The organism is Paeniglutamicibacter sp. GQ140 (genome assembly GCF_059759235.1).
In genome coordinates this window covers 36,914-60,525 of the sequence record NZ_JCAXDW010000014.1, presented here as the reverse complement: position 1 = coordinate 60,525, position 23,612 = coordinate 36,914, and the positions used below count along the sequence as shown (strand labels likewise).

The 23,612-nt window shown below is 58.6% G+C and carries 24 protein-coding genes; 23 read left to right on the top strand and 1 reads right to left on the bottom strand.

Going from position 1 to position 23,612, the window contains the following annotated elements; translation table 11 throughout:
* The first annotated feature begins 3 nt into the window (after positions 1–3).
* The 18 genes from AC6CHY_RS17025 to AC6CHY_RS16940 all read left to right on the top strand — a co-directional run bounded on the left by AC6CHY_RS17025 (position 4) and on the right by AC6CHY_RS16940 (position 18,974).
* Entirely contained in the window at positions 4–336 is a 333-nt protein-coding gene (locus tag AC6CHY_RS17025) for a hypothetical protein (protein WP_498227485.1), read from the top strand.
* Complete coding sequence (locus AC6CHY_RS17020; RefSeq protein ID WP_498227545.1) at positions 287–1,771, top strand: terminase large subunit domain-containing protein; 1,485 nt, start codon at positions 287–289, stop codon at positions 1,769–1,771. The genes AC6CHY_RS17025 and AC6CHY_RS17020 overlap by 50 nt, the downstream gene beginning before the upstream one ends.
* A gap of 24 nt (positions 1,772–1,795) precedes the next feature.
* Positions 1,796–3,322, top strand: coding sequence for a hypothetical protein (locus tag AC6CHY_RS17015; RefSeq protein WP_498227484.1), 1,527 nt, complete (start codon positions 1,796–1,798; stop codon positions 3,320–3,322).
* Positions 3,322–4,065 (top strand): VG15 protein, encoded by a 744-nt coding sequence (locus AC6CHY_RS17010; RefSeq protein ID WP_498227483.1) that lies wholly within the window; start codon positions 3,322–3,324, stop codon positions 4,063–4,065. Before AC6CHY_RS17015 ends, AC6CHY_RS17010 begins: the two co-directional genes overlap by 1 nt.
* A 107-nt stretch (positions 4,066–4,172) precedes the next feature.
* The gene (locus AC6CHY_RS17005) at positions 4,173–4,685 is read left to right on the top strand and encodes a hypothetical protein (RefSeq protein ID WP_498227482.1); all 513 of its coding nucleotides are present in this window, start codon (positions 4,173–4,175) and stop codon (positions 4,683–4,685) included.
* 12 nt (positions 4,686–4,697) lie between these two features.
* The gene (locus tag AC6CHY_RS17000) at positions 4,698–5,072 is read left to right on the top strand and encodes a hypothetical protein (protein ID WP_498227481.1); all 375 of its coding nucleotides are present in this window, start codon (positions 4,698–4,700) and stop codon (positions 5,070–5,072) included.
* Between the two features lie 16 nt (positions 5,073–5,088).
* A complete protein-coding gene (locus tag AC6CHY_RS16995; RefSeq protein ID WP_498227480.1) occupies positions 5,089–6,105 on the top strand; it encodes a major capsid protein in 1,017 nt (338 codons plus the stop codon).
* A gap of 313 nt (positions 6,106–6,418) precedes the next feature.
* Positions 6,419–6,799: a hypothetical protein gene (locus AC6CHY_RS16990; protein WP_498227479.1), complete on the top strand. Its 381-nt coding sequence runs from the start codon at positions 6,419–6,421 to the stop codon at positions 6,797–6,799.
* An 8-nt stretch (positions 6,800–6,807) separates the two neighbouring features.
* A complete protein-coding gene (locus AC6CHY_RS16985) occupies positions 6,808–7,155 on the top strand; it encodes a hypothetical protein (protein ID WP_498227478.1) in 348 nt (115 codons plus the stop codon).
* An 809-nt stretch (positions 7,156–7,964) separates the two neighbouring features.
* Positions 7,965–8,549: a phage tail tube protein gene (locus AC6CHY_RS16980; RefSeq protein WP_498227477.1), complete on the top strand. Its 585-nt coding sequence runs from the start codon at positions 7,965–7,967 to the stop codon at positions 8,547–8,549.
* 100 nt (positions 8,550–8,649) lie between these two features.
* The gene (locus AC6CHY_RS16975; RefSeq protein ID WP_498227476.1) at positions 8,650–9,027 is read left to right on the top strand and encodes a hypothetical protein; all 378 of its coding nucleotides are present in this window, start codon (positions 8,650–8,652) and stop codon (positions 9,025–9,027) included.
* Between the two features lie 93 nt (positions 9,028–9,120).
* Positions 9,121–9,714: a hypothetical protein gene (locus tag AC6CHY_RS16970; protein WP_498227475.1), complete on the top strand. Its 594-nt coding sequence runs from the start codon at positions 9,121–9,123 to the stop codon at positions 9,712–9,714.
* Between the two features lie 58 nt (positions 9,715–9,772).
* The gene (locus tag AC6CHY_RS16965) at positions 9,773–13,450 is read left to right on the top strand and encodes a peptidoglycan DD-metalloendopeptidase family protein (protein ID WP_498227474.1); all 3,678 of its coding nucleotides are present in this window, start codon (positions 9,773–9,775) and stop codon (positions 13,448–13,450) included.
* Positions 13,447–14,301, top strand: a complete 855-nt coding sequence (locus tag AC6CHY_RS16960) for a hypothetical protein (protein ID WP_498227473.1) — start codon at positions 13,447–13,449, stop codon at positions 14,299–14,301. Before AC6CHY_RS16965 ends, AC6CHY_RS16960 begins: the two co-directional genes overlap by 4 nt.
* A 9-nt stretch (positions 14,302–14,310) precedes the next feature.
* Entirely contained in the window at positions 14,311–15,477 is a 1,167-nt protein-coding gene (locus AC6CHY_RS16955; RefSeq protein WP_498227472.1) for a hypothetical protein, read from the top strand.
* The gene (locus AC6CHY_RS16950; protein ID WP_498227471.1) at positions 15,474–16,460 is read left to right on the top strand and encodes a hypothetical protein; all 987 of its coding nucleotides are present in this window, start codon (positions 15,474–15,476) and stop codon (positions 16,458–16,460) included. The genes AC6CHY_RS16955 and AC6CHY_RS16950 overlap by 4 nt, the downstream gene beginning before the upstream one ends.
* 66 nt (positions 16,461–16,526) lie before the next feature.
* Positions 16,527–17,027: a hypothetical protein gene (locus tag AC6CHY_RS16945; protein ID WP_498227470.1), complete on the top strand. Its 501-nt coding sequence runs from the start codon at positions 16,527–16,529 to the stop codon at positions 17,025–17,027.
* Between the two features lie 72 nt (positions 17,028–17,099).
* Positions 17,100–18,974 (top strand): hypothetical protein, encoded by a 1,875-nt coding sequence (locus AC6CHY_RS16940; RefSeq protein ID WP_498227469.1) that lies wholly within the window; start codon positions 17,100–17,102, stop codon positions 18,972–18,974.
* 59 nt (positions 18,975–19,033) lie between these two features.
* Here the strand turns inward: AC6CHY_RS16940 and AC6CHY_RS16935 are convergent, their stop codons facing one another.
* Positions 19,034–19,264, bottom strand: coding sequence for a hypothetical protein (locus AC6CHY_RS16935; protein WP_498227468.1), 231 nt, complete (start codon positions 19,262–19,264; stop codon positions 19,034–19,036).
* Between the two features lie 86 nt (positions 19,265–19,350).
* Here AC6CHY_RS16935 and AC6CHY_RS16930 point away from each other — a divergent pair, with 86 nt between their 5' ends.
* The 5 genes from AC6CHY_RS16930 to AC6CHY_RS16910 all read left to right on the top strand — a co-directional run bounded on the left by AC6CHY_RS16930 (position 19,351) and on the right by AC6CHY_RS16910 (position 23,427).
* The gene (locus AC6CHY_RS16930) at positions 19,351–19,689 is read left to right on the top strand and encodes a hypothetical protein (protein WP_498227467.1); all 339 of its coding nucleotides are present in this window, start codon (positions 19,351–19,353) and stop codon (positions 19,687–19,689) included.
* 101 nt (positions 19,690–19,790) lie between these two features.
* A complete protein-coding gene (locus AC6CHY_RS16925) occupies positions 19,791–20,114 on the top strand; it encodes a hypothetical protein (protein ID WP_498227466.1) in 324 nt (107 codons plus the stop codon).
* A gap of 15 nt (positions 20,115–20,129) precedes the next feature.
* Positions 20,130–21,602, top strand: a complete 1,473-nt coding sequence (locus AC6CHY_RS16920; protein ID WP_498227465.1) for an autotransporter outer membrane beta-barrel domain-containing protein — start codon at positions 20,130–20,132, stop codon at positions 21,600–21,602.
* Between the two features lie 10 nt (positions 21,603–21,612).
* Positions 21,613–23,037 carry a peptidoglycan-binding protein gene (locus AC6CHY_RS16915; RefSeq protein ID WP_498227464.1) on the top strand — a complete coding sequence of 475 codons (1,425 nt, stop codon included), beginning with the start codon at positions 21,613–21,615 and terminating at the stop codon, positions 23,035–23,037.
* 159 nt (positions 23,038–23,196) lie between these two features.
* Positions 23,197–23,427, top strand: coding sequence for a hypothetical protein (locus tag AC6CHY_RS16910; RefSeq protein WP_498227463.1), 231 nt, complete (start codon positions 23,197–23,199; stop codon positions 23,425–23,427).
* The last annotated feature ends 185 nt before the right edge of the window (positions 23,428–23,612 follow it).

The following is a 23,612-nucleotide window of genomic DNA, read 5'->3' as shown; positions in this document are numbered from 1 at the left end:
CCGGTGGTTGCTAAGAAGCCTGTTTGGGTGGCCCCTGATGAGCCGCCCGCGATTCCAGATATTGCCACTGAGCCCGTGACTGGTCGTCCGGGCTCTTTGTCTGCCGCGGCGGGGCTGGGGCGTCGGGAGCAACTGATTGCTTTGCGTGATCGGCTCGCGACGATTATTGACAATCCCGAGTCACTGGCACGCGACGTTGCTTCCCTCAGCATTCGATACATGAAGGTCGTCACTGACATCGACGCGATGGATTCCGCTCGGGCGGCACGGGATGGTGATGAGCTTGATGAAGCAGCAGGCTCACCCGACGAAGGGTTCGACCCCTCGACTGTCTGACGCGGCCCGGCACGTTGTTATCCCTGAGGGCATTGTTTCGACCGGCTGGCCGGCTGTTCGCAATACGTTGGCTGAGCTTGGCATTGGGTTTGATCCGTGGCAGGTTGGCGCGGCTCAGTTGATTCTTTCGAAGGATGCTGAGGGGTATTACGCGACCACTGTTGGCGGCGTGACGATGAGTATCCCGCGCCAGGTGGGCAAGACATTTATGATCGGCTGGATCGTCTTCGCTCTTTGCATTATCTATCCGGGCTTGACGGTCACGTGGAGTGCGCATAAGAAGGATACTGCCGACGAGACGTTTGACGGCATGAAGTCGATGGCGTCGACGCCCAAGATGGCCCCGCACATTGATCGGACGCCAGATAACGGGTCTGAGCAGAAGATTGAATTCACTAACGGGTCGCGCGTGGTGTTCGGCGCTCGTGAGCGTGGATTTGGCCGCGGCTTCACGAAGGTTGACATTGTTGTTTTCGATGAGGCTCAGATCCTTACTGAGCGCGCCGTTGATGACATGATCCCCGCGCAGAGTGTGTCGCCTAATGCGCTGACGGTAATGATTGGGACGCCGCCGAAGCCGATTGACCCTTCGGAGATTTTCGAAGAGGCCCGGCGGGCAGCGTTGGAGGGCGACTCCACTGACGCCCTGTATATCGAGTTCAGCGCGGATGAGGACGCCGACCCTGACGACCGTAAGCAGTGGCGCAAAGCGAACCCGTCTTACCCGCACAGGACGCGGGAGAAGGCGATGCTTCGCTTGCGGCGCAAGCTTACGGCCGAGTCGTTCAAGCGTGAGGCCTTGGGCGTTTGGGACAAGGCGGGGATGAAGCGTCGGGCGGTTGACCATGCCACGTGGGATGGCTTGGCGATTGAGTCTCCTGACCCCGAGTGGCAGCTTGCCGCCTTCGGCATTGACATGAATCTTGAGCGCACGAAGGTGTCCATTGCTGCTGCCGTGTTTGCTGACGAGGGAAAGATCCATTTGGAACTTGCGGCGGATACTCCGTTTGCTGACGAGGGCACTGATGCTTTGGTGGCTTGGGTTTGGGAGCGCGCCAAGCGACGAATTCCTGTGGTCATTGATGCGTATTCGCCAGCTCGCGACATCTTGGAGGTGCCGCTGAAACGCAAGAACGTCCTGGTGATCATTACTGGAGCTAATGAGATGACTCAGGGGTGCGCGTTGCTGGCTCAGGCTGTGGATCGGGAGAAGTCAATTTCGCATTTCGGTCAGGAGCATTTGACGGATTCGGTCAAATCTACCGTTCGCGAGGATATCAAGAATCGTCCGGGTTCCTATAAGTGGAATCGGGAAACTTTGGACGACGACTTGTCTCCGATGATGGCGATTACTGGCGCTCATTTTGGTGCGCTAAAGAAAGCGCGTCGTCGTTCTGTTTCGTCTGCCCCGACCCAGCATGGGTTTCAAGTTTGAGAGTAGGTGCTTATGGTTCGGGATTTGACTACTGGTGAGGCGAAGGTTTTTTATCGTTTGTTGCAGACGGTGCGTACGAAGGCGTATAGGAATTCGATTCGGAATCAGTATTTTGAGGCGAAGCGCGCTTTGCACAATATTGGGCCTTCGATTCCGGAGGAGATGCGGGATTTTGCGACGATCCTTGGTTGGGCGAATAAGGCGGTGAAGGTTCCTGCGGCCCGTATTAGGCCGCATGGTTTTACTGCTGATTCTCCGTTGTCGTTGTTGGATGATTTGGATTTGATTGCTCGCGATTCGAAGCTTGACCTTTTTGAGGGAATGGCTATTGAGGACATGTTGCAGGCGTCGTGTAGTTTCATTTTCACGACTCCGGGCGGTCCTGGTGAGCAGGATGTTATTGTTTCGGTGCGGAATGCGCAGGAGGCTACGGCGGAGCGTGACCGTCGTACTGATCGCGTGAATGCAGCTTTGGAGGTGTTGTCTCGTAAGGAGACGATCTTGTATTTGCCGGGTGTTGCGTTGACGGTTGAGTCTGGGCGCAATGGTTGGCGGGTCACTGAGGAAGTCGTGGGCATTGAGGGTCATGTTCCTTGTGTGCCGTATGTGTGGGGTCGTTCGACGTCTCGCCCGTTTGGGTATTCGCGCATCTCTCGCCCCTTGATGGGCATGATTGACAATGGCATCCGCACGATGCTTCGTCAGGAGGCTAACGCGGAGTGGTATTCGGCCCCGCGTATGGCGATGTATGGCGCTAAGCGTGAGCACTTCACTGATGGTGAGGGTAACAGGGTTAAGCCGTGGTCGCGTGAGATTGGTGCGATGTTTGGTGTCCCGGATTTCTTCAATGAAGATACTGGGTTGATGGACCGGGCGAAGATTGAACAATTCGCGCAGGCGTCTTTTCAGCCTCACTCGGATCAGATGCGAACGATTGGGATGTTGGTGTCTGGCGAGACGTCGATCCCGGTCGGGTATCTCGGCATTATTCACGACAACCCTTCTAGTGCTGATGCTATGCGTGCGGCTGAGACGGACTTGATGGCTACGGTTATTGGTCCTGAGCTTCCGAAGTTGGAGGCGTCCCGGTGGGAATTGGCTAAGAATTTGTTGATTGCTCAGCATGGTGAGTGGTCGGATTCGATGGCGGTGGATGTCCGCAAGATTCATCCGCATGTGATTGATGGTGCGACTAACACGCCTTCGTCTCGTTCTGATTTCTCGCAGAAGTTCGCGGCGACGTATCCGGAGTTCGCGACTTCTAAGCCGGTTCTGGCTGGTTGGGGTTTTGCTGATTCTGATATTGCGGCGATGGAGTCTCATGCGATGCGTGCGCGTGCGGGTTCGGCTATTGATCAGATCCTTGGCAATGGCGCTGGCGAGGGCAATGAAGAGCTTGAGGCGGCGCAGGTGCTCAAGGCGAAGGCTGACGCGCTTGGCGTGTTGCGGCGTGCTGGTGTTGAGCGAAATGCTGCGGCACTGGCGGCTGGGCTTACTGACTTGACTTTCATTGAGGGTGAGCCGATCACGATCAAGACCAAGGATGAGTGATGGCGACTCGCGCTGAGGTCGACCGTTTGAGGCTTGCTAATGCGGAGTTGTCGAAGCGTGTTCAGGCTGAGCTGACCGGGTTCTTTCGGTCGCTGAACCTGAACCGCCCCGAGGCCGCGCGTGATGCCTTATTGGCGTTCATGCCCGCGTTGACTCAGAAGTACGGGGACGTGGCGGCTGTGATCGCTATGGACTGGTACGAGGATGTGCGGGAGTCTGCGGGCAAGCGTGCTGTGCAGGCTCTGGCGGCACCTACGGGCATCCCGGCTGCGGCTGTTGAAGCGAAGGTTCGCTACAGTGCTGGCGCGCTGTTTACGCCGCGTCCTGAGCTTGCGTTGCCGGGCTTGCTGGTGGCTGTTGACAAGTACGTGAAGCAGCCGGGACGTTCAACCATTGCCTATAACGCTGATCGCAATGGTCAGCGTTGGGCGCGGGTTCCTTCTGGCGCTATGACGTGCGCGTTCTGCCTCTTGTTGGCGGGGCGTGAGGGCGAGTGGCTTTACACGTCAAGCGAGTCGGCACTGTTCTCGAAGAACGGCAACAAGTATCACGGTGCTTGCGATTGCCAGGTTATTGCGGTTGATGATGAGTCGGATTATCCGGAGGACTTCAACCCACGCGAGGCGTTCGAAATGTATTCGATTGCTCGCGACGAATCCGGTTCGGGCGATATTCGTGACATCTTGCAAACGATGCGGCGAACGTTTCCTGACCAATTGAAAGACGGCGTTCACGCCCACTAGACCAACCGCCCGGCCAAGCGCTGTGGCGGTTTTTTCATGCTACCCCGTAGCTCGATGCTGCGGGGTTACTTGCCGTGCGATGCGGCTTCTATAAGGAGAGTCACCCCATGCCAGATCCCGTTGATCCGACACCCGTGCCGACACCAACCCCCGCACCCGCTCCTGAGCCGAAGGCTGATGAGCCTTTGGGTGAGGGTGGAATGAAAGCCTTGCAGGCTGAGCGCGAAGCTCGTGCCGCCGCTGAGGCTGAATCCAAGCGGCTCAAGGCCATTGTTGATGCCTCCGAGGCTTCGAAGCTTTCGGACATTGAGAAGGCGCAGAAGGAACGGGACGAAGCGTCGACCCGCGCCTCAACTCTTGAGCGCGAGAACTGGCGTCTTGCGGCTCTGGCCGAACACCCGGTGTCAAAAGATAACCGCGACATCGTCGTCGGCAATGACGCGGAATCGTTCCTGGCTTCCGCTAAGCGGATCTCAGAGCTGGAAGCCGCCGCGAAAGGCACCGCCAAGAGTGGTGTCGTTCAGAAGTCGGGGACGAGCGGAGGAGATCCGGCCCCCACGGGCGGGTCCATTGACACGGGTCGTGACCTCTACACCTCGAAGCACAAACCAACCTCTTAGAAAGGGGCAATCATGCCTCGTCTTACTTCCGAGTCTTTCGGTAGCGGAGATCAGTCTTGGCTTGGGTCCGCGCACGGCATTAGCAATGCGCGCACCGAAGCCGTGGACGTTTCCGCTTTCACTGTCGTCGACGGTTACATTCCGTCCGGCACTCCTGTAGCCAAGGTTGGCGGTGTCCTGGTTCCGTATGACGGCACCGAGGGAACCGTTACGGGTGCTGGCATTCTTGCCGGGTTCATCCTGTTTGACCAGCCCACTGACGGCGTTGCCGATTTCCCGGCTGCACTGCTTGACCACGGTCGCGTAAAGGCTGCCAATGTCCCCGGAACCTTCGTCGCGCCTGTTGCGGCTGCGAAGAAGTCCGCTACCACCATCGTCTTCGTCTAAGAAAGGGGGATAAATCATGGCACTTTGGACTGATTTGATCACTCCAGCCGAACTTACCGGCTACGTCCGTGCAGCTCTTGAGGATCTTGAGGTCAATCAGACTTCGCTTGCTCCGTGGCTGCCCAACACTCAGGTGAGTGACATCACCGTTCGCTTCGTGAAGGGCCGGAATGGCCTTGTTGCTGAGGCTTCGTTCCGTGCGTTCGATGCTGAGCCGGAGATCGCTGGTGGCGTTACCGGTCAGCGTGTGACTCTGGAAATGCTGCCTCTTGGTCAGAAGCGCATTATCTCCGAGTACGACCAGCTTCGTGCGCGTAATGCGTCGGATGAGGTTCTGCGTAACAGCATCCTCAAGGAAGCGCGCAATGTGGCTCGAGCTATTGCCGACCGTATTGAGCGTCTTCGTGGCACGGTCCTGGAGACTGGCAAGGCGACTGTCACTGGCGCTGTCAGCTTCGATGATGACTTCGGTCGCTCTGCCGGCCATAACCTGACTGCGGGTTCCTTGTGGACCACGTCCGCGGTTGACCGTCTGAGCTACCTCCAGACCCTCGTTGACACCTACATGACCACGAATGACGGCCAGGCTCCGGGTGCCATCGTGACCTCCCGTCGCGTGTTCACGGCACTGTCTGCTGGCGACCAGTTCAAGACCACTCTGGTTGGCGGCGCTACTCGCCCGGCAATCCAGTCTGAGGTCAACGACTACCTTGTCGCTGCGGGTCTTCCGCCGTTCACGCTCTACGACCGCCGCACTTCCGGTGGGCGCGTGCTGTCCGATGACAAGCTGATCCTGCTCCCGGCTCCCGTGGCTGCGAACGGTGGCGAGTCCGAGTTGGGTGGCACCTTCTGGGGCCAGACGCTGACGTCGATGGAGCCCGATTACGAGCTGGCTGATGTTGATCAGCCGGGCGTTGTGGTTGGTGCTCACAAGGCAACTTCGATCCCGCACATTGCGACCGTCGAGTCTGACGCAATCGCTCTGCCGGTGCTGGCGAACGCTGACCTTTCCCTGGTGGCAAAGGTTCTGTAGAGCCTGTTCTGGTTGGGGCGTGACCGTGATGGTTGCGCCCCAACCTTTCACCACCACTGCGATAGGAGGCCACTGTGCCGAAGTTTTCTGTTCATGTGGCGCTGTCGTCTCCCGACTTCCGCGCTGTTTCCTTTGCCCCTGGCGATGAGGTTCCTGAGTGGGCTGTCGATCAGGTTGGCGAGCATTGCTTGATGCCCGATGTCGCGCCCGCTCCTGACGCTCAGGAGACCGAGGACGCCCCGGTGGCAACACCTGCTGCCCCTGACTTCACTGCGCCGGCTCCGAAGCGTGGGCGACCGCGTAGGGCCGAATAATGGCGATGCCGTACGCGACTGTCGCGGATTTGCGGGATCTCTGGCCTGACCTTCCGGTTGACCGTGAGGCTGAGGCGGGCGTCAAGCTGAATCTCGCGTCGGTCAAGGTGCGGGCGCTCTACCCTTACACGGATTCCAAGATTGTGGCGGGGACGCTTGACCCTGCTGCGGTCGCGATGATCGTCACGGAAATGGTTTATACGGCCATGAACGTTTCCCCGGCGCTGGAAAATGTTGCGTCGGCGAACGAGCAGGCGGGTCCGTTTGGGCGGCAGCTCACGTATACGAACACTGACGGGAAGCTGTATTTGACGGCTGACCACAAACGTATTTTGCGTGGACGTCTTGACACTGGCGTTCCATTCACGATCTACACGTAGGGGGCGTCATGGCTATGTTTCCGACCCCGTGGACCGCGCAACACTTCCCGTACGTCGAGGGTGCTCGCGATGAGAACTATGAACCAATCGACTCTTGGGCGGAAACGCCTACGGACGTTCCCGTTTATGGTTGGGCGACTCCTGGTTCTGATGCTGAGCATGAGAAGCATCGTACGACGGTTGTTCGTGACCTTGATTTGTATTCTCCGTCGAATCCGTTTGGTCCGAAGGATCGTGTGGGGTTGGCGGGGGATGTGTTTGAGGTTATCGGATATGCCGAGGATTACAACCATGGGCCGTTCTCCTTTTCCCCTGGCTACCGTCTCAACCTAAAGCGGGTGGTGGAACTTGGCTAAGTCAAGGTTTGTTTGGACGCGGAATGTTATGCGGTCGTTGCGTATTTCGCCGATGGTTTTCGATGAGCTCAAAAAGCGTGGCAATGCGATTGCTGCTGATGCGGGTTCGGGTCATGAGGTGACTGCGATGATCACGCGGGGTAAGCGTGAGAAGAATCGTGCGCGTGTTCAGGTTACTGCGGTGACGTTGGATGCGCGGCGTGCTAATGCTTCGGGGCATGCGTTGTTGCGGGCGTTGGGTCGCAATAGTGGCTAATCGGGTGTTGCGGGTTAGTGCTGAGACTGTGGCGATCACTTATTTGAATGCGCGTTTGAGTGGTGGGGTGAAGGCGTCCACGAAGAAGTCCAGTGTGTTGCCGTGCGTGACGGTGGAGCGTGTTGGTGGTTCGCATTTGTCGCCGTCGCATGACTCTACGATGTTGACGTTTCAGGCGTGGGCTTCAACGACTGTGAGTGCTGAGCGGTTGGCTGCTGAGGTGATGTCGTGGCTTGAGGTCATGGATGAGCCGAATGCGTGGTGGTCTGGCGTTATCGGGGGGCTCATCAACTACCCCGACCCTGTTAGCGCGTCTCCCCGATATCAATTCACCGTTTCTTTGATTACGAAGGCGAGTGCGGCATGACACGTATCAAGCACCCTCGAATTGTGAGTAGCCGCATGGATGTTGCGGCGTCCAAAATTGACGACTGGTTAGCGGCTGGCTGGCTGTTAGACGAGCCACCGCCGCCTACTGACCCAACCCCAACTACTCAGACATTCCCCACACCGGGGGATGTCTTTTCTGTTTCACACACTTTAGGAGGCCCACGTGGCTAACAATGCTTTGAACGTTGCGGTTGGTAAGCCGCACCCCAATGGCGGTATCTACCGCGCCCCGCTCGGAACCGCCCTTCCCGTCGATGAGGCTGTCGCCCTCGGAGCAGGATTCGTTAGTTCCGGCTACGTGTCTTCTGAGGGTGTGACTCGTGCGATCTCGCGCGCGTTCTCCGAGTTCAATGCTTGGGGCGGCGACATGGTGAAGAAGGTGCAGGGCAACAAGGGCGTGACCATTGAGTTCTCCCTGATTGAGTCCCGAAACGCCGAGGTGCTCAAGTCTGTCTATGGCGAAGGCGCGGTCACTGTTACCGCGGGCACGCCATCCGCGGGCACGAAGATCGCCATCGCGTTCGACGGCGCGGAACTGCCCGTCGAAGAGTACGTGTTTGAGCTCAAGGAAGGCCTCGGGCGTACGCGTATCGTGTGCCCGCGAGCCCAGAACACGACGGAGGATGTCTCGGTGACTTACTCGGATGAGTCGATCATCGAGTACGCGGTCAGCCTGACTCTCTTCCCGGACGCCTCGGGTAAGTACTTCTACGAGTACACCGACGACGGCGTTGTAGTCCCTGTCTAACTAGGCCAGGTTGGGGCGCGCGTGGTGTGCCCGCGCCCCAACCTTCTTTACCTCTTTTTGGCACACCCCATGTTCAGACTTTTAGAAAGGCACACCAGCCATGACCGAAGCAAAGACTCCCGCTGTCCGCAAGCCCGCTGCTAAGGCACCAGCACGCAAGGCCCCGCAGGATCGCAAGCCGAAAGCTGTTGAAGCTGCCGAGCCGGAAGCAGTAACGATTACTGTTGACGGGTTCTGCTTGATCGTGGACCCTGACACGTTGGATGACTTTGAGCTGCTCGAGAACGTTGCCCGCGTTGAGGATGGCGACTTGTCGCGTCTTCCGCAGGTGTTGCAGCGCATGTTTGGTGCTGAGCAGTATGCGGCGGTGAAGGAACACTTGCGCAATGATGCGGGTCGGATTACGACTGAGGCGGCGGCGACGTTCTTTGAAGAGTTTGGTGCTGCCGCTGCCGCCCAGCGAGCTTCCGGGGAGTAGTCCGTGAGTGCCGTGGCCCGCGTTGTCGGGGGGCGGCTTCACGTTGGCAGTCTGCGGCTACGGGTGCGGCATGAGGCGTTCGATGATCCGGGCGTGTTGCGTCTGATTTCGTCGGGCGCGCTTGGTGCTATGCCGCGAGTGCTGTCTGCGGTGCTGTACGAGGACGATTACTTGGCAGTGCGGCAAGTGCTCGCGGAAGAAGGTGCGGGGGCTGCTGCGGGCATCCTACGGGCTGTCGTCGCACACTCTGCCCCGCACCTGCCAACGTTCATGTGGATGCTGCATGAGCATCCCGGCGCGCTCGGGGCTGACTTTCAAAGGTTCTACCAGATGAAGCTCCGGGATGCCTTGGATGATGAGTCGCCACGCTACCTATCCGAGCTGGCGGTGAACCTGCCTGCTGAGGGTGCGTTGCATCGTGCGGCTAATCCCGATTGGCAGTGGGACATTCACGCGCACCTGGCCGCCGCCCAGATCGACATCCTGCAAATGCTGCGTTGGGAAGCCGCGAAACTGGCCGGCGCAAAGCCTGGTAAGAAACCAGAACCAGTTGAACGTCCTGGCGTGAAGCCAAATAAGGATGTCAAGACGATTGGCAAGGGCGAGGGCTTCGAAAGTATCGAAGACTTTGATGCTTGGTATGCCGAAGAGCAGGCGCGGATGAAGCCCGCCATTGAAACCGAATAATCGATCTAATGGGCACCTCCGGCTGGGGGTGCCCATTGGCGTTCCGTAGGGGGCTTACGTGTCTGAATCCGTGGAATTGGGCGTGGCCTATTTGAGCTTGGTGGCTTCCACCAAGGGCATGAAGCCTTCCGTCCGTGCCGCCATGAAGGAACTGGATCTTGAGACTGGGAAGGCCGCGCAGAAGACTGGCAAGACCTGGCAGGACAAGGTCGGCAAGTCGATGCAGAAGTCACTCAAGTGGGGCGCGCTGGGCATCGCGGGCATTGGCGCTACTGTTGCGACTCTGGCGGCCAAGGGTGGCATTAGTCGAGCGCTGAATATTGAGGATGCGCAGGCGAAGCTCAAGGGCCTTGGGCACGATACGAAGACTGTTGACACGATCATGTCCAATGCGCTGGCTTCTGTAAAGGGCACGGCGTTTGGCTTGGGTGACGCCGCTACCGCTGCTGCTGCTGCTGTGGCGTCCGGGGTCAAGCCGGGCAAGGATCTGATCCGCACTCTCAAGCTCACTGGTGATGCTGCGACGATTGCGGGCACGGATTACGGTTCCATGGCCGCGATCATGAATAAGGCGTCTGCTTCCAATAAGGTGCAGGGCGACATTCTTGCTCAGCTTGGCGATATGGGTATTCCCATTGTTCAGTTGCTGGGTAAGGAGATGAAGCTTTCCGCGTCTGAGGTTTATGAGGCGGGCGAGAAGGGTGCTATTAGCTTTGCTCAGTTGCAGAATGCGATTGAGTCGGGCATGGGCGGTGCGGCGTTGTCGTCGGGCAAGACGTTCCGTGGTGCGTGGGCTAATACGATGGCTGCGCTTGGGCGTGGTGGCGAGACGGTTATCAAGCCGGTCTTGGATTTGTTGCGCGATGGGTTCAATAAGGCGATTCCTGTTATTGACAACATCACGAATGCGTTGAAGCCGTTTATGGCGACGTTTACGGAGAAGGCCCCTGATGTGATCAATGAGATCGCTGGTGGCTTCCGTGCGTTTAGTGAGTCGTTCCGGATTGCTGATGGCGATATTACGTCGTCTGGTTTCCCTGGGTTTATGGAGCGCCTTGGTGGTGCCGCGGGTATCACTTGGGATGTGTTGCAGAACAAGGTTGTTCCGGCGTTGAAGGATGCCGTTGAGTGGATCAAGCAGAATCGTCAGTGGATTGAGCCGTTGACTGTTGCGGTGCTTTCTGGTTGGGCTGCTTGGGTTTTGTATAACGGTGTCACGGGTGCGTACACGAGTATTGCTAAGCGCATTACGGATGTCTTGAAGGGCCAGACTGTTGTTCAGTGGGCGCTCAATGCGGCGATGAAGGCTAACCCGATTGGGCTTATCATTTCTGCGGTTGTGGCTCTTGTTGCTGGGTTCATTTATTTGTGGAAGACGAATGAGGGTTTCCGGAACTTCTTCATTGGCATGTGGAATGGGATCAAGAGCATTGTCGGCACTGTTGGCAAGTTCATTGGTGGTGTTTTCCAGGCTATTGGTGATTGGGTTTCGAAGACTCTGGGCCCGGTGTTTGAGTGGTTGCGGGACACGATTGTTAAGCCGGTTTTTGATGCGATTAGTGGCGCGGTTTCGGCTACGGGTGACAAGGTTGGCGGCGTATTCACTGCGATTTCGGATTTCATTCGGAACACTCTTGGGGCTGCGTTTACGTGGTTCCGCGATTCGGTAGTTACTCCGGTGATGAATGGTGTTCGGGCTGCGATTGATGCGGCGTGGGCTTTCCTTGAGCCGATCTTCCGGGCTATTGGCGATGTTGTGATGAAGGTTCTGGCCCCGGTGTTTGATCACTTGTACAACAATGTGATCAAACCTGTTTGGGGTTTGATCAAGTGGTACATCGATTTCGTTGCGAACGTTCTGCTGTTCATTTTTGACTTGATTGTTTTCACGGTGACGAAGGTTCTGGCTCCTGCATTTGTGTGGCTGTATCAGAACGTTATCAAGCCGATGTGGGCGAACATTCAGAAGTTCATTGGTGTGGCTTGGGCTGTCATCAAGGGGATCTTTACGGCTGCTGTTGGGTTCGTGAAGACGGTTCTTGGTGCGGTGTTCATTTGGTTGTACCACGGGATTATCAAGCCTGTTTGGAATAGTATCAAGTCGTTTATTTCGACGGCTTGGACTGGGATCAAGGCTGTGTTCACGATCCTTGTGAATTACGTGAAGACAACTCTTGGGAACGTGTTCAAGTGGTTGCGTGACTCGATCATCAAGCCCGTGTTTGACGGTATCAAGTGGGTTGTGTCGACGTGGTGGGCTGGCGTGAAGATCATCTTCAACGCGGTTCGTAACTTCTTGCGTGACACTCTTGGGCCGATCTTCCGTTGGTTCCGTGACAGTGTTATCAAGCCTGTTTGGGATGCTATTTCCCGGAAGGTGAAGGATGTTTGGAATAACGGTATCAAGCCGGTGTTCAGGGCATTTGGCGATTTCATTGGTGACAGGGTTGTTCCTGCGTTCAAGAGTGCTGTCGAGAAGATCGGTGACATTTGGGACGGCATCAAGAAGGCTGCGGGTACGCCTGTTTACTTCGTGATGGAAACGATTTATAACCAGGGCATCAAGAAGGCTTTTGATGCGGTTGCGAAGAACATTGGTTCGGATGCTCGTTTGCCGGGTATGGATACGTCTGGGATTCCGCACTTTGCTAAGGGTGGTTTGGCTCGTAAGGGTTGGGCTGTTGTTGGTGAAGAGGGTCCGGAGTTGGTGAACTTCACTGATCCGGGGCGTGTGTATACGGCGGCTGAGACTCAGGCTATGTTGGCTGGTCGTGCGCAGGCTCCAACTGATTCGTTGTCGGCGCTTTCGGGCGCTAGTCCGGGTCAGGCGAAGCTTGCTAATGGTGGGTTCTGGTCTGACACTTGGGGCGGTATCGCTGGCGGCGTGAAGGGCGCGTTCGACAAGGGCGTGAGTTGGGTTCGTGGTGGTTTGGCGAAGGCTGCTGAGCTGGTGTTGAATCCGATCAAGAACCTGATGTCGAACAAGTTGGGTGCGGGCGGGTTCGCCGGCCTGTACTCGGGTGCGTTCACGAGCGCGATTGACAAGGTTATCGGTTGGGTTCGCGGCAAGGATGAGGAGTTCCCTGCTGATGCTGGTTCTGCTGGTTCTTTCTCGGGTCCGAAGGGTATGTTCCATCGTCCTTCTGCTGGTCCTTATACGTCGATGTTTGGTCCTCGTTGGGGCGCTTTCCATGCTGGTGTTGATATTGCTGGTGGCGGCAAGACGTTCGCCGCGTTGAACGGCATTGTTGAGTTCATTGGTAAGGGTGGCGGTCTTCCTGGGCGCACGGGTCACGGTATCCGCTTGGGTCACGGTGGAGGTTTCCAGACTTACTACGGACACAACCCTTACAACGGGGTTCAGGTCAAGGCGGGACAACAGGTCAAGGCGGGGCAGCACATTGGTTATCAGGGTGCTACCGGCAATGTGACTGGTACTCACCTTCACTTCGAGACGCTTCAAAATGGTCGCGCAGTGAACCCGATGTCATACCTTCACGACAGTGGCGGTTGGCATGCTCCGGGAACCATGTCCTACAACGGACTCAAGGAACCCGAAGCAATCCTCACGCCGGGGCAATGGTCGTCCATTGAATCCCTGGCACTGAGTAAGCAGACCGGCAATCAGCGGGTAACCGTTGTTATCGGCAACCGCGAATTCGAAGGTTACATGGACGAACGAGTGGAGGCCGGAATGGGCAAGGTTGCTGTTAGTGCTGGAGGTCGACGCCGATGAGTGTTGTCTTTGGTGAACCGACCCCGTTCTTCCTCGAGCTCGAGCCGTTGAATGATGGTGTTCCGCGTGTGCGGATCACCATCTACAACGTTCCACCGGGGACGACCATTCAGATTCGCCGCACGAGTGGCGGCGAAACAATGGTCGTGCAGGGCATCTTTTCTCAGGTCACTTCTGATGCTGGCGTGTTTGTCGATTGGGCTGCCCCACTGAATGTGGAGGCAACGTACACGGTTTTGGTTGATGGGCAGGCGCAGTATTCGGGGTCGGTTACTTTGACTTCGGATACTGCGTGGATTCAAGACCCATTGCAACCGGATCAGGCGTTGCCCGTGCATCCTTCGTCGGCGGCCATTCCGGGGAACCTGGTGTTGGACGCTGAGGCTTTGGCTTCGGTGGCTTATGCGGCTCCGGGTGAGACTGTCCGAATTATGGGGTCGCGTTATCCGCGGTTCTTTGGTGGGGGCAGGCAGGGCGGCACTGGTGTTGCCCTGCCTTTGTTGGCGATGACACCTGAGATGCATGATGCGTTTCTGGGTGTTATTGCTGAGGCTCCGATCTTGTTGTTCCGTCCGTTGCCGTCGATGCGTCCGTTGCCGCCTGTCTGCTATTTGCGGGCTGACGTGACGGACGCACCGCCGAACACTGTGGCGGGGCGCGAGATAGCCCGCTTCACGGTTGAGGGCGACCTCGTGAAAGCCGTCCTCCAAGCCGCCGTATCAGGGTTCATCACGTACGCGCAGGTTGACGAACTGCTCGCCGGGTATACGTACGGCGACGTTCAAGCTGCCGCTGCTTCGACCATGTACTTGGACTGGCAGAAGAACCCACTCATATTCACATCCCTGTAGGAGGCCATTGTGCGCACCATTCCACCCGCGATGCTTGAGGCGTTGGCCGGCTCAACACCGGACGCACGTTTGTCGTGTGAAGCCTTGTATGGGGGGGCTGTGGCGGCTGCTGAGTTGGATGTGTCGTCGTGGTCGATGTCGTGGCGGTTGGGTGATCAGCAGATGGTGCAGGGCTCGGCCAGTTTCACGGTGCAAGATCCTGATGGGTTGCTTGCACCGTGGAGCTTTGATGAGCCTTTGTCGGTGGGTGGTTCTCGTATTCGGACTTTGTTTGAGTGTGGGGGCGAGTCGCTGCCGATGGGCGAGTGGGTGATTTCTCGGAATCGGCCGAATGAGGTTTGGCGGATTGTTGGCCCGAATCTTACGTGGGTTCATGGTGGTGCGACGGTTCCGTTGGATGGGGCTGATTTGACGCAGTTGTTGGCTGATGATCGGTTTATGTCTCCGGAGGGGCCGGGGTTTGGTGCTACGGCGTTCTCTGAGATTGAGCGGTTGTGTGAGGGCATCATTGGTGTGGTGTTTTCTGGGGTCACTGATCGCGCGGTTCCGGCGAACACGGTCTATCACGAGGAACGCGTGAATGCTGTTGCTGACCTGGTGAAGATGATCGGCGGCGAGTACCGGGTGAATGGTGATGGCCTGCTCGAGGTGTTCAATCCGGCGCGTCCTGCTTTGCCGATGTGGGAGATCACTCCGGGCGAAGAGGGCGCACTGGTTGCTGTGGGGCGTGAGCAGTCGCGGGACAACTTGTATAACGCGGTTGTGTCGACGGGGCAGACGGATGCGGGCGATGAGCTGCGCGCGTACGCGACCTTGGCTTCGGGTCCACTGCGGTTTGATGGGCCGTTTGGTCGCAAGCCAATGTTCCACACTGCTCAGGCTCAAACGCAGTCGGGTGTGCAGGCTGATGCTGATACGACGCTGCGGAATCGGGTGGAAGCGTCTACGACGATTCTTGAGGTTCATTGCGCGCCGTCCCCACTCTATGAGATTGGGGATTGGGGGGTTGTTGCTCAGCCTGTTGTTGATGGGACTGTTTACCCGCTTGTTGGGCGGTGTGTGGAGGTTTCGTTGTCTGGTGGTTCTGATGGTTTTGCGGCGATGAAGCTGTCTATGGAGTGCGCGACTTCTGATGTGTTGGAGGTCGCCCGGTATGTGAGGCGGTCAATGCTGTGAGGCGTCTTGAGGATGTGATTGATCCGGCTAAGGATCGGGTTCGTCTTGTGCCTGGTTATGCGGCTGATGGGAATCTGGTGTCGATTGGCGGTTTGGTGCAGTCGGCTATTTGGACTACGGGTGTGATCGCTGTGAAGGGTGATCCGATTCAGGTGCTTGTGGTTGATCGTCCGGACGCGCCATCCATGTTCTTGGTTATTGGTCGCACGGGCCGTTATGAGGCTCCTGCGCCGGCTCCTGAGAGGCCGTGGGAGGGCACTGTGGCTACGGCTCCGGTGGGGTCGGACACGATCACGGTTGACACGACGGCTTTGGGTACGGTGACGGCAACGTTCGTTGCTTCGTATACTCCCGCGGTGTCGGATCGTGTTGGCTTGCAGTGGTTGGGGAACAAGGTTCGCGTGGTTGGCAAGGTTGGTGTTACACCGACACCTCCACCGGACCCTGAGCCGGAACCTGCCCCGGAGAAGCTGGCCCCTGTCGCACCGCCTCCGCCGAAGAAGTCTACGGGCACGAATACGTTTACGGCGTCGAACTCGGGCACGTTCTCTTCCGGGTACGGGGTTTGGAACAGCTATTACAAGACGGACTTGTACCAGGGGTTCTGGTCTGGTCCGGGGAACAATCGTGGCGCGTGGTTTTATCACGGCAAGCCTGGGTTGTTGAAGGGCAAGAAGGCGACGAAGGTTGAGATTTGGTTGCCGCCTCGCAGGCGCGCGGGTTCTTACAACTCTTCGGTGGATATCAACATTTATTTGCATGGGTCGAAAACGCGGCCATCGGGTGACGTGACCCGAGGCGCGTCCACGTCAATCACGATCCCCGCCAACTTTGGTGGCGGCTGGAAGCCCCTGCCCGCATCGTGGGGCGACGACATTATTAGCGGTGACGGTATCGGCATCGCGGGCGGATCTTACGCAGGTCTTGAGGGCATCGGGCGCAGGTCTGCCTCCGGTCAAATTCGAATCAACTGGGAGGCCTAAATGGCTGCTACATGGAACGGGAATAGTGTCCCGTCTGAGACTGACCCTTGGGCTTTGGTCGCGGACATGGGGAAGATGGCGGCACTGAACAACCGCGTCATCCCCGTGTATTCGAAGGCTGAACGTGACGCACTGGCGGTGACCGCGCCCGCTGGAGTGATCCCGGACGGCACAGTGGTGTTGCGGCTGGATCAGGTTCAGTACGGCGCGGTCATGGATGTGTTCACTGGTGGCGTGTGGGTCGACGGGTTTACCGAGTGGATCAACGTAACACTGAATGCAGGTTTCGCGGTTCAGTCACGTTTCCAGTACGCACGCTTGAACGGCATCTACATGTTCCGTGGTGGCGTGAGTAGCACGGGGCTGACAACTGAGAGCAACTTCAACGTTGGGTTCATTCCTTCCAGCTCTGCACCGGGAACGTTCAACTATTGGACGGTTGCCACGGATAGTGCTAATCACCAGGGGCGCGGCGAGTTGCGGGCTGACGGTCAGGTCTGGTTGCGCACGGGCTCGTCGGTGCGCGCTTACTACATGTACGACGTGGCGCGTTGGGGCCTCGGATAAATCCCACCACCTCTCACCCTTCTTCTTTCGCACCCCACTGTGGGTGCTTTTCTTTTGCCCTAGGAGGCTGTCATGCCACTGACTCATATTCCCGCGCAGATTGCGCTATCGAAGATCACCGGGACGGTTGTCGCCGGAGGTACTGGAACGCTTTACGCGTTCAATGATCCGACCTTCATCACGCCGTTGCAGGCGTACAGCGGAGACGGAACGCCGATACCAACCCCGAATTCGAACGCGGCTGGACGCATCCCTGAGTTCTGGGTGAATATCTCGGATCAAGACCCAGGGATTTATTGGGTGGCTGGCGGGACCGACCCAACCTTCGTGTACTCGGTGAACGGGTTCCGCGGGAAGTCCGCATACCAGCATGCCGTTGAGTCCGGGTATGTGGGGGATGAGGCAACTTTCGGGCTGCTTCTTGCCAATGTTTCGGTGGCGTCAGAAAGTGCTCAGTCTGCTGCTGCTTCTGCTACTCAGGCTGCCTTGGATGCTCAGGACGCTGCTGGTCTTGTGGGTGCTCCTGCTGGTGAGGCTGTTCTTGCTGCGGTGTCTGATGGTGGTGCGGCTCGTGATGAGCTTTTGTCGTCGTTTGTTGAACGTCGCGGTGAGCGTGGTGTCACCCGCACGATCTACGTGCGCGCTGATGGTCTGGACACCAACGATGGGAAAACCCCTGTCACCGCCTTCCGCGAAATCCGAGCCGCCGTCGACTCCCTCGCCGCGGACATGCCCGTGCTCCGTGGCTCCGTTGTCATCGACGTGGGGGCAGGCAGCTACAAGGGTGGCATCCGGTTGCCGAACACTCGCACCATGTCGCAGGACGCGTTCTTGACGATCAAGGGGCCTTCTGTTGGCGGGCATCCGAACGTGCCTACGGTGCTGATCGACTACGCGCTGGACACGGCCCCTACGTGGGGTCTGCTTGCGGAGAATGGTTGGTGGCTCTGGGTCGAGGACATCAAGTTCATCGGCGCATTCAACACCGCGCTGGACTGCCGATCCGACGTGACACTACAACGCCGCAACGTGCACATCGACGGGGCCGCGATTGGTGTCAACCTCACCAACAGCGTCATCGATAACGCAACGGGCGGCATCGTCGAGAACTGCACCAACACTGGCGTGCAAGAAATGTATGGCGCACTTCGCACCTACTCGGGCGGGCCAGGCGGCGCAACACTCTTCCGCAACAACCGGTACGGCATCTACTCGAAAACGAGCCGCGGCGGGCACCTGGATAACGTTGAGTTCGACGGCAACCAAGTGGCATTGCACCTTGACCGGTCAAGCGCCAACGTCACCGGAATAAAGATCAGCAACTCGACCATCGTCGGAATCTCACTCAAGGATTCTGAGATCCACGGCGAACTGTCGATTGTCTGGACAAACAATTTGCGGCGCGTCCTGGTCTACGGTCCAGGCTCGAGCGAGTCAGGGGCTTACGGCTGGGGCGACGAGCCACAGGCAACGTTGCGAACCGGCATTACTCCGCCGATCTGCATCGCGCAGGACTACACGCCCCAGACGGTTACTGGAACGCTGGTCGCAACAACGGTCGCGAGCTTCAATGAGATCCTGCAAGCCGACCGTTATGCAGTCAAAGGGCGGCGGCTCAAGGTGCGGGTTGTTGCATCGACAAATGCGACGCTTGCCGGTGTCGTGTATTTCCGTATCCGCGTTGCCACGTCGAACACGATGACGGTTGCGGTCCCTGCTGGTGTTACGGGTGGGTCGGTCGTTGTTGAGGCTGACATGGTTTGCACGGCGGATGGAAACAATCAGCTATGGAGCACCACCCATATGACGGGGAACGGTAACTCGCGTGGCTATCATGCTGCGACGACGATTGATCTGACGTCGGCGGCTCGCTCGGTTGATGTGCAGGTTCAGCCGTTCGCCACTGGTGATTCGATCACGGTTCACGCGGTCGAAGTCTTCGGCTAAGCCAAATGGAAGTGCTCGCGGGGCACGTATCAGTGCGCGCCCCGCGAGCACTTCAAAAGTCAGCCGCCTACAGCCAACCCGTAGCGAACAGATTGTTCATAATCGATGAACTCGCGGACCTGCTCAACCGATTGCCGGGCGGCCTCGGCAACTTGCTCGTCGCTCGCCCCCGCGTCTCGCGCTTCAAGAATCGACTCCAGCAGGTCTCCTGACCCATCCTGGTCTTGCGGTTCCGACCCGTTACGTTCTTCCGCGTTTCGCACCGCTTCAAGAGCCTCATCAATAGTCATGCGCCCAGCCTACCCGAGCGCCCCGACATTTAAAACCTCCCGAAAGGCACTCCTATGCCCCAACATTCTTACGCCGGGTAGCCGTCATGCCCGACTGGCTCCCGTACCTAATCGCAACAGTCGTCGGCATACTCGCCGCGACCATCGGCTGGATCATCAAAAAAGCTTGGCCGTTCCTCCGCAAAGTAACCCACTTCTTCGACGACCTCATAGGCGAACCCGAACGACCCGGATCACCAGCTAGGCCCGGGCTCATGGAACGCGTCGCAACCATTGAACACGAGGTCCGCACTAACCACGGCACATCGCTCAAAGACTCGGTAAAGCGCATCGAGGCCAAGCAGCTCGAGCAGGGCGAACAGTTGGATGAGCAATCTGACAAGCTCGAAAATCTGCACGACCGCTACGTACGCCCAACCGACTAAACCTCAAGCCCGCCACGTGCGGGCCTTTTCATTGACCGAAAACTCGTCGGGGGGCGAGCCAACACACTTGGGAGAACAAATTGGCTATTCAAACCGCAGCAATGAAAAACCCGGTCGCCACCGCCTACGGGGCAACCGCCACACACGGCGCACTCTACACCACGACCCCCGGCGCAACAGCAGGCACCGAACCCACAGGCGGCACCCCAGCCTACGCACGCAAACCCCTCACGTGGGGCGCACCAACTAACGGCGTCATCCAAGCCGTCGCAACATTCGACATCCCGGCAGGCACAACCATCGTCGGCCAAGGCGTACACACCGCACTAACCGCTGGCACCTACCTCGACGGCGGGGCTGTAACGTCACAATCGTTCGCCACACAAGGCACCGCAACCGTCACGTTCACCTACACCCAGACATAAGGGTAGGCGGTCGGGATGAGTGTCATCCAGCAGGCCACAGGACAGTTCAACGGCAACGCACCCTTCACGGTCGCGCTCCCCGCCGCATCCTCAGCCGCAAACACGGTCATCGTCGTCATCGCAGGCAACGCAGCAATAGCCACCCCCACCGGATTCACCCTCCGCACCAGCCAGGTCAACTGGATGGGCCACTACCTCTGGGACCGGGCAGGCGGGGGGACGTCCTACAGCTTCACCGCCAACGGACAAGGCATCTGGTGGATAGCCGAAGTAACAGGCGCATATGACACCGCACAATCGGCAAACAACACCGCAACCGGCACCACCTACACCAGCCCATCGATCACGCCCGCAACAGGAACCCGAACCCTTATCGGATCACTCGGGAGCATCCAGCCGGGCACGCCTCGAACCGTAACGTTCAGCGCCGGATGGACTGAGCAATTTGATGGGTTCGTAACTGCTGGCGACTACCCCTCGCATGCCCTTGCTGTCCGGGAATCACCTGGCAGCACGGCGTACACGTTCACGGGCACGTTCTCGGCTGGTACGGGTGGCAGGTCTGCGATTATCGCGGCCTATGTTTCCGGTGATGCGGGAACGGCGCTTAGTTGGACGGCGAACTTTGCGGGCGCTGGGTCGCTTTCCGCTACGTCCAATCCGGCACTGGTGAAGGCTGGGGCGCTCTCGGGTTCGGGTGCGCTTGTGGGTGCGTTGAAGCCAGGATTCGCAAAGTCTGCCGCACTGGCCGGCGCGGGATCACTGACAGTCACCCTAACGCCAGCCACAACGGCACAGGGCGCACTCACGGGCGCTGGGACACTCGCCGGGGCACTCGCACCCAACACCCAGATAACAGCCGCCCCAAACGGCACCGGGACGCTCACAGCAACACTCACCGGAACAACCCAACACCAATGGACAGCAACCCTCCAAGGCGAAGGCGCACTAACCGCGACCCTCACCAAAGGCATAAGCATCCATTACGTGTTCAACGGCAACGGGGACAACACCGCCACACTCGCCCCCACCCTCACAATCTCCGCAACCCTCAACGGCAGCGGAACCCTCACCGACGCACAGGAGCCAAACATGGCACAACCATCCCCAGACTGGGGCCTCGTCCTACTCAAATGGGCAGGCACGTACCTCGACGGAACCCCATGCGCCGGACGCCTCAAGCTCGCATTCACAGGCGGCATCCGACAAGACGCCGACATCGAAACGCCACTCTCCATATACCCCGCACCGTTCAGCGTCACCCTGACAACCAAAACCGTGTTGTTCTCCGGGACGCCACGCACGGTCGGGTACGCGGAACTCTGGGTGCCAGCAACCGACGACCCCGACATCACCGGAACCGGCGACGCCTACTACACCCTCACCGAAGAACTCAACGCAGGCGGCGGGCGCACCGCAGTCAAGTTCCTCGCCCCAGTCGCCGCACCAATCGACGGCATCTGGCTCAACACACTCGAATCACTCTAAGGAGCCCGTCGTGCGAGAACAACTAGTCATGGGCTCCACCCAAACATACGGCGGCGTGAGTCGGTGTACGTCCATCACCGTTCATGAGACAGCGAACACGACCGCGGGAGCGAACGCTCAAGCCCACGCCAACCTACAAACAAACGGGAACGTCCGGCAAGCATCCTGGCACATCACCGTCGACGACACCGAAGCGATCCGCTCCTACCCGGACACTGCCCAGTGCTGGCATGCAGGCCCAGAGGCAGCGCACAGTATCGCCGTCGAAATCTGCGTGAACAGTGACGGCGACTACGACAAAGCATTCGCTCGAGCAGGCCAAGTCGTCGCGGACCTACGCGCCGAACACGGACTCACACGCGCAGACGTGAAACAGCACTGGACATGGACCGGCAAAAACTGCCCATCCAACATGATCCTCGCCAACCGCTGGCCCGAATTCCTAAACCTCACCGACCCCAAGGAGAACCACATGGGCAGCATGGTAAGCCCATTCGAAGGACGCCTAACCGCCAACCACCACACAGGCGGCGGATACCGTGGGCACCGCGGCATGGACATCGCACCACCCAAGCCGGGACAAACCGGCAAGCCTGTGTACGCGGCGTTCGCTGGCACCGTGAAAGAGATCCACCGAGGCGCGCGACATGGCAACCGCAACAGCACGTGGGCACCGCAACGCACCGGCAATGGTGGACTCATCGCAAACCCGGACGGCGAGGGCAACGGTTACAACCACGTGACCATGCTCGCATCGCTCAAGGTGGGCGACTGGGTGAACGCTGGCGAACTCATCGGACACAACGACACGTCCGGCACACAGTCCGGCCCACACCTCCACTTCGAAATGTGGGGAAGCTGGAAAGATCCGTACTCGGACTACAACCCGCGCCTCGCATTTGACGCGCACGGAGTCAAGCCAGGTTCCGCACCGGCTCTCATCGTCGCGCCCGTCGCGGTCGTGAAGCCTAAGCCGAAGCCCACGAGCAAGCCCGCGACGAAGCCTAGCTCGAGCGGCAACTCCAAGGCCGACAACATCGCCATCCAAAAGGCACTCAAGGCAATGGGCCTGTACTCCGGGATCATCGACGGCGTCGACGGGTCCATGCAGAAGGCCGCGGTGAAGGCGTTCCAAAAGAAGCACGGGCTCGTTCAGGACTCTTACTGGGGTCCGGTCGCGCAAGCCAAGTACGAGGCACTGGGACGCCCGACGAAGCCCGCCGCAAAAAAGTACACCACCGTCCGCCGCGGCTCCCGTAACTCCACCGTGGGGCGCGTGCAGCAGGCTCTCCGCAGCAAGGGCTACACCAAGCAGATCGTTGACGACGACTTCGGCGCACAAACCGAAGCCAACATGCGCGACTGGCAACGACGCAAGGGCCTCGTGGTCGACGGAATCGCTGGAGCAATCACACAGAAGTCGCTCGGCATCTAATGCTGTATCGGCGTCCCGTGCTCACGGGTACGGCCATGCTGACTGGTGCGGTCCTACTCGGCATTGCGTCCGGCGTCCTATTCCTCGAAGGCATCTTCGCCGCATTCGAACGCCCCCTCAACGCGCGATACCGCGCACACAACCACTGAAAGGCATCTGATGCTGAAAGACATTCTTCCTGCCAAGGTTCGATCCACTTTGTACACTGTGTACGCAATTCTGGCACTCGCACTCGGTGCAACTCAGGTCGGATTCGCGTCCGCTGATGCAGGACAGCCTACTTGGCTGACTGTCACGCTGGCCGTGTTCGTGTTCGTTGGTGCCGGTCTTGGCTTCACTGCTACGGCGAACACCCCGAGCACTGCCAAGCGCGGCGTTCACCTGGACTAGCACGCCGCACAAGTTTCCCCGTTAGCGGGGGTCGCGTCACGGCGACTGGACCGTGACATCGTCGGACGGCGCACCGTGCACAGGTGCGCCGCCTGACACAACCCATGTTCTCCCTACAGAAAGGCGCTCAACATGCGCAAGCTCTACGTAACTCTCTCTGCCGCTGTCGTCGCTATGGTCCTCGG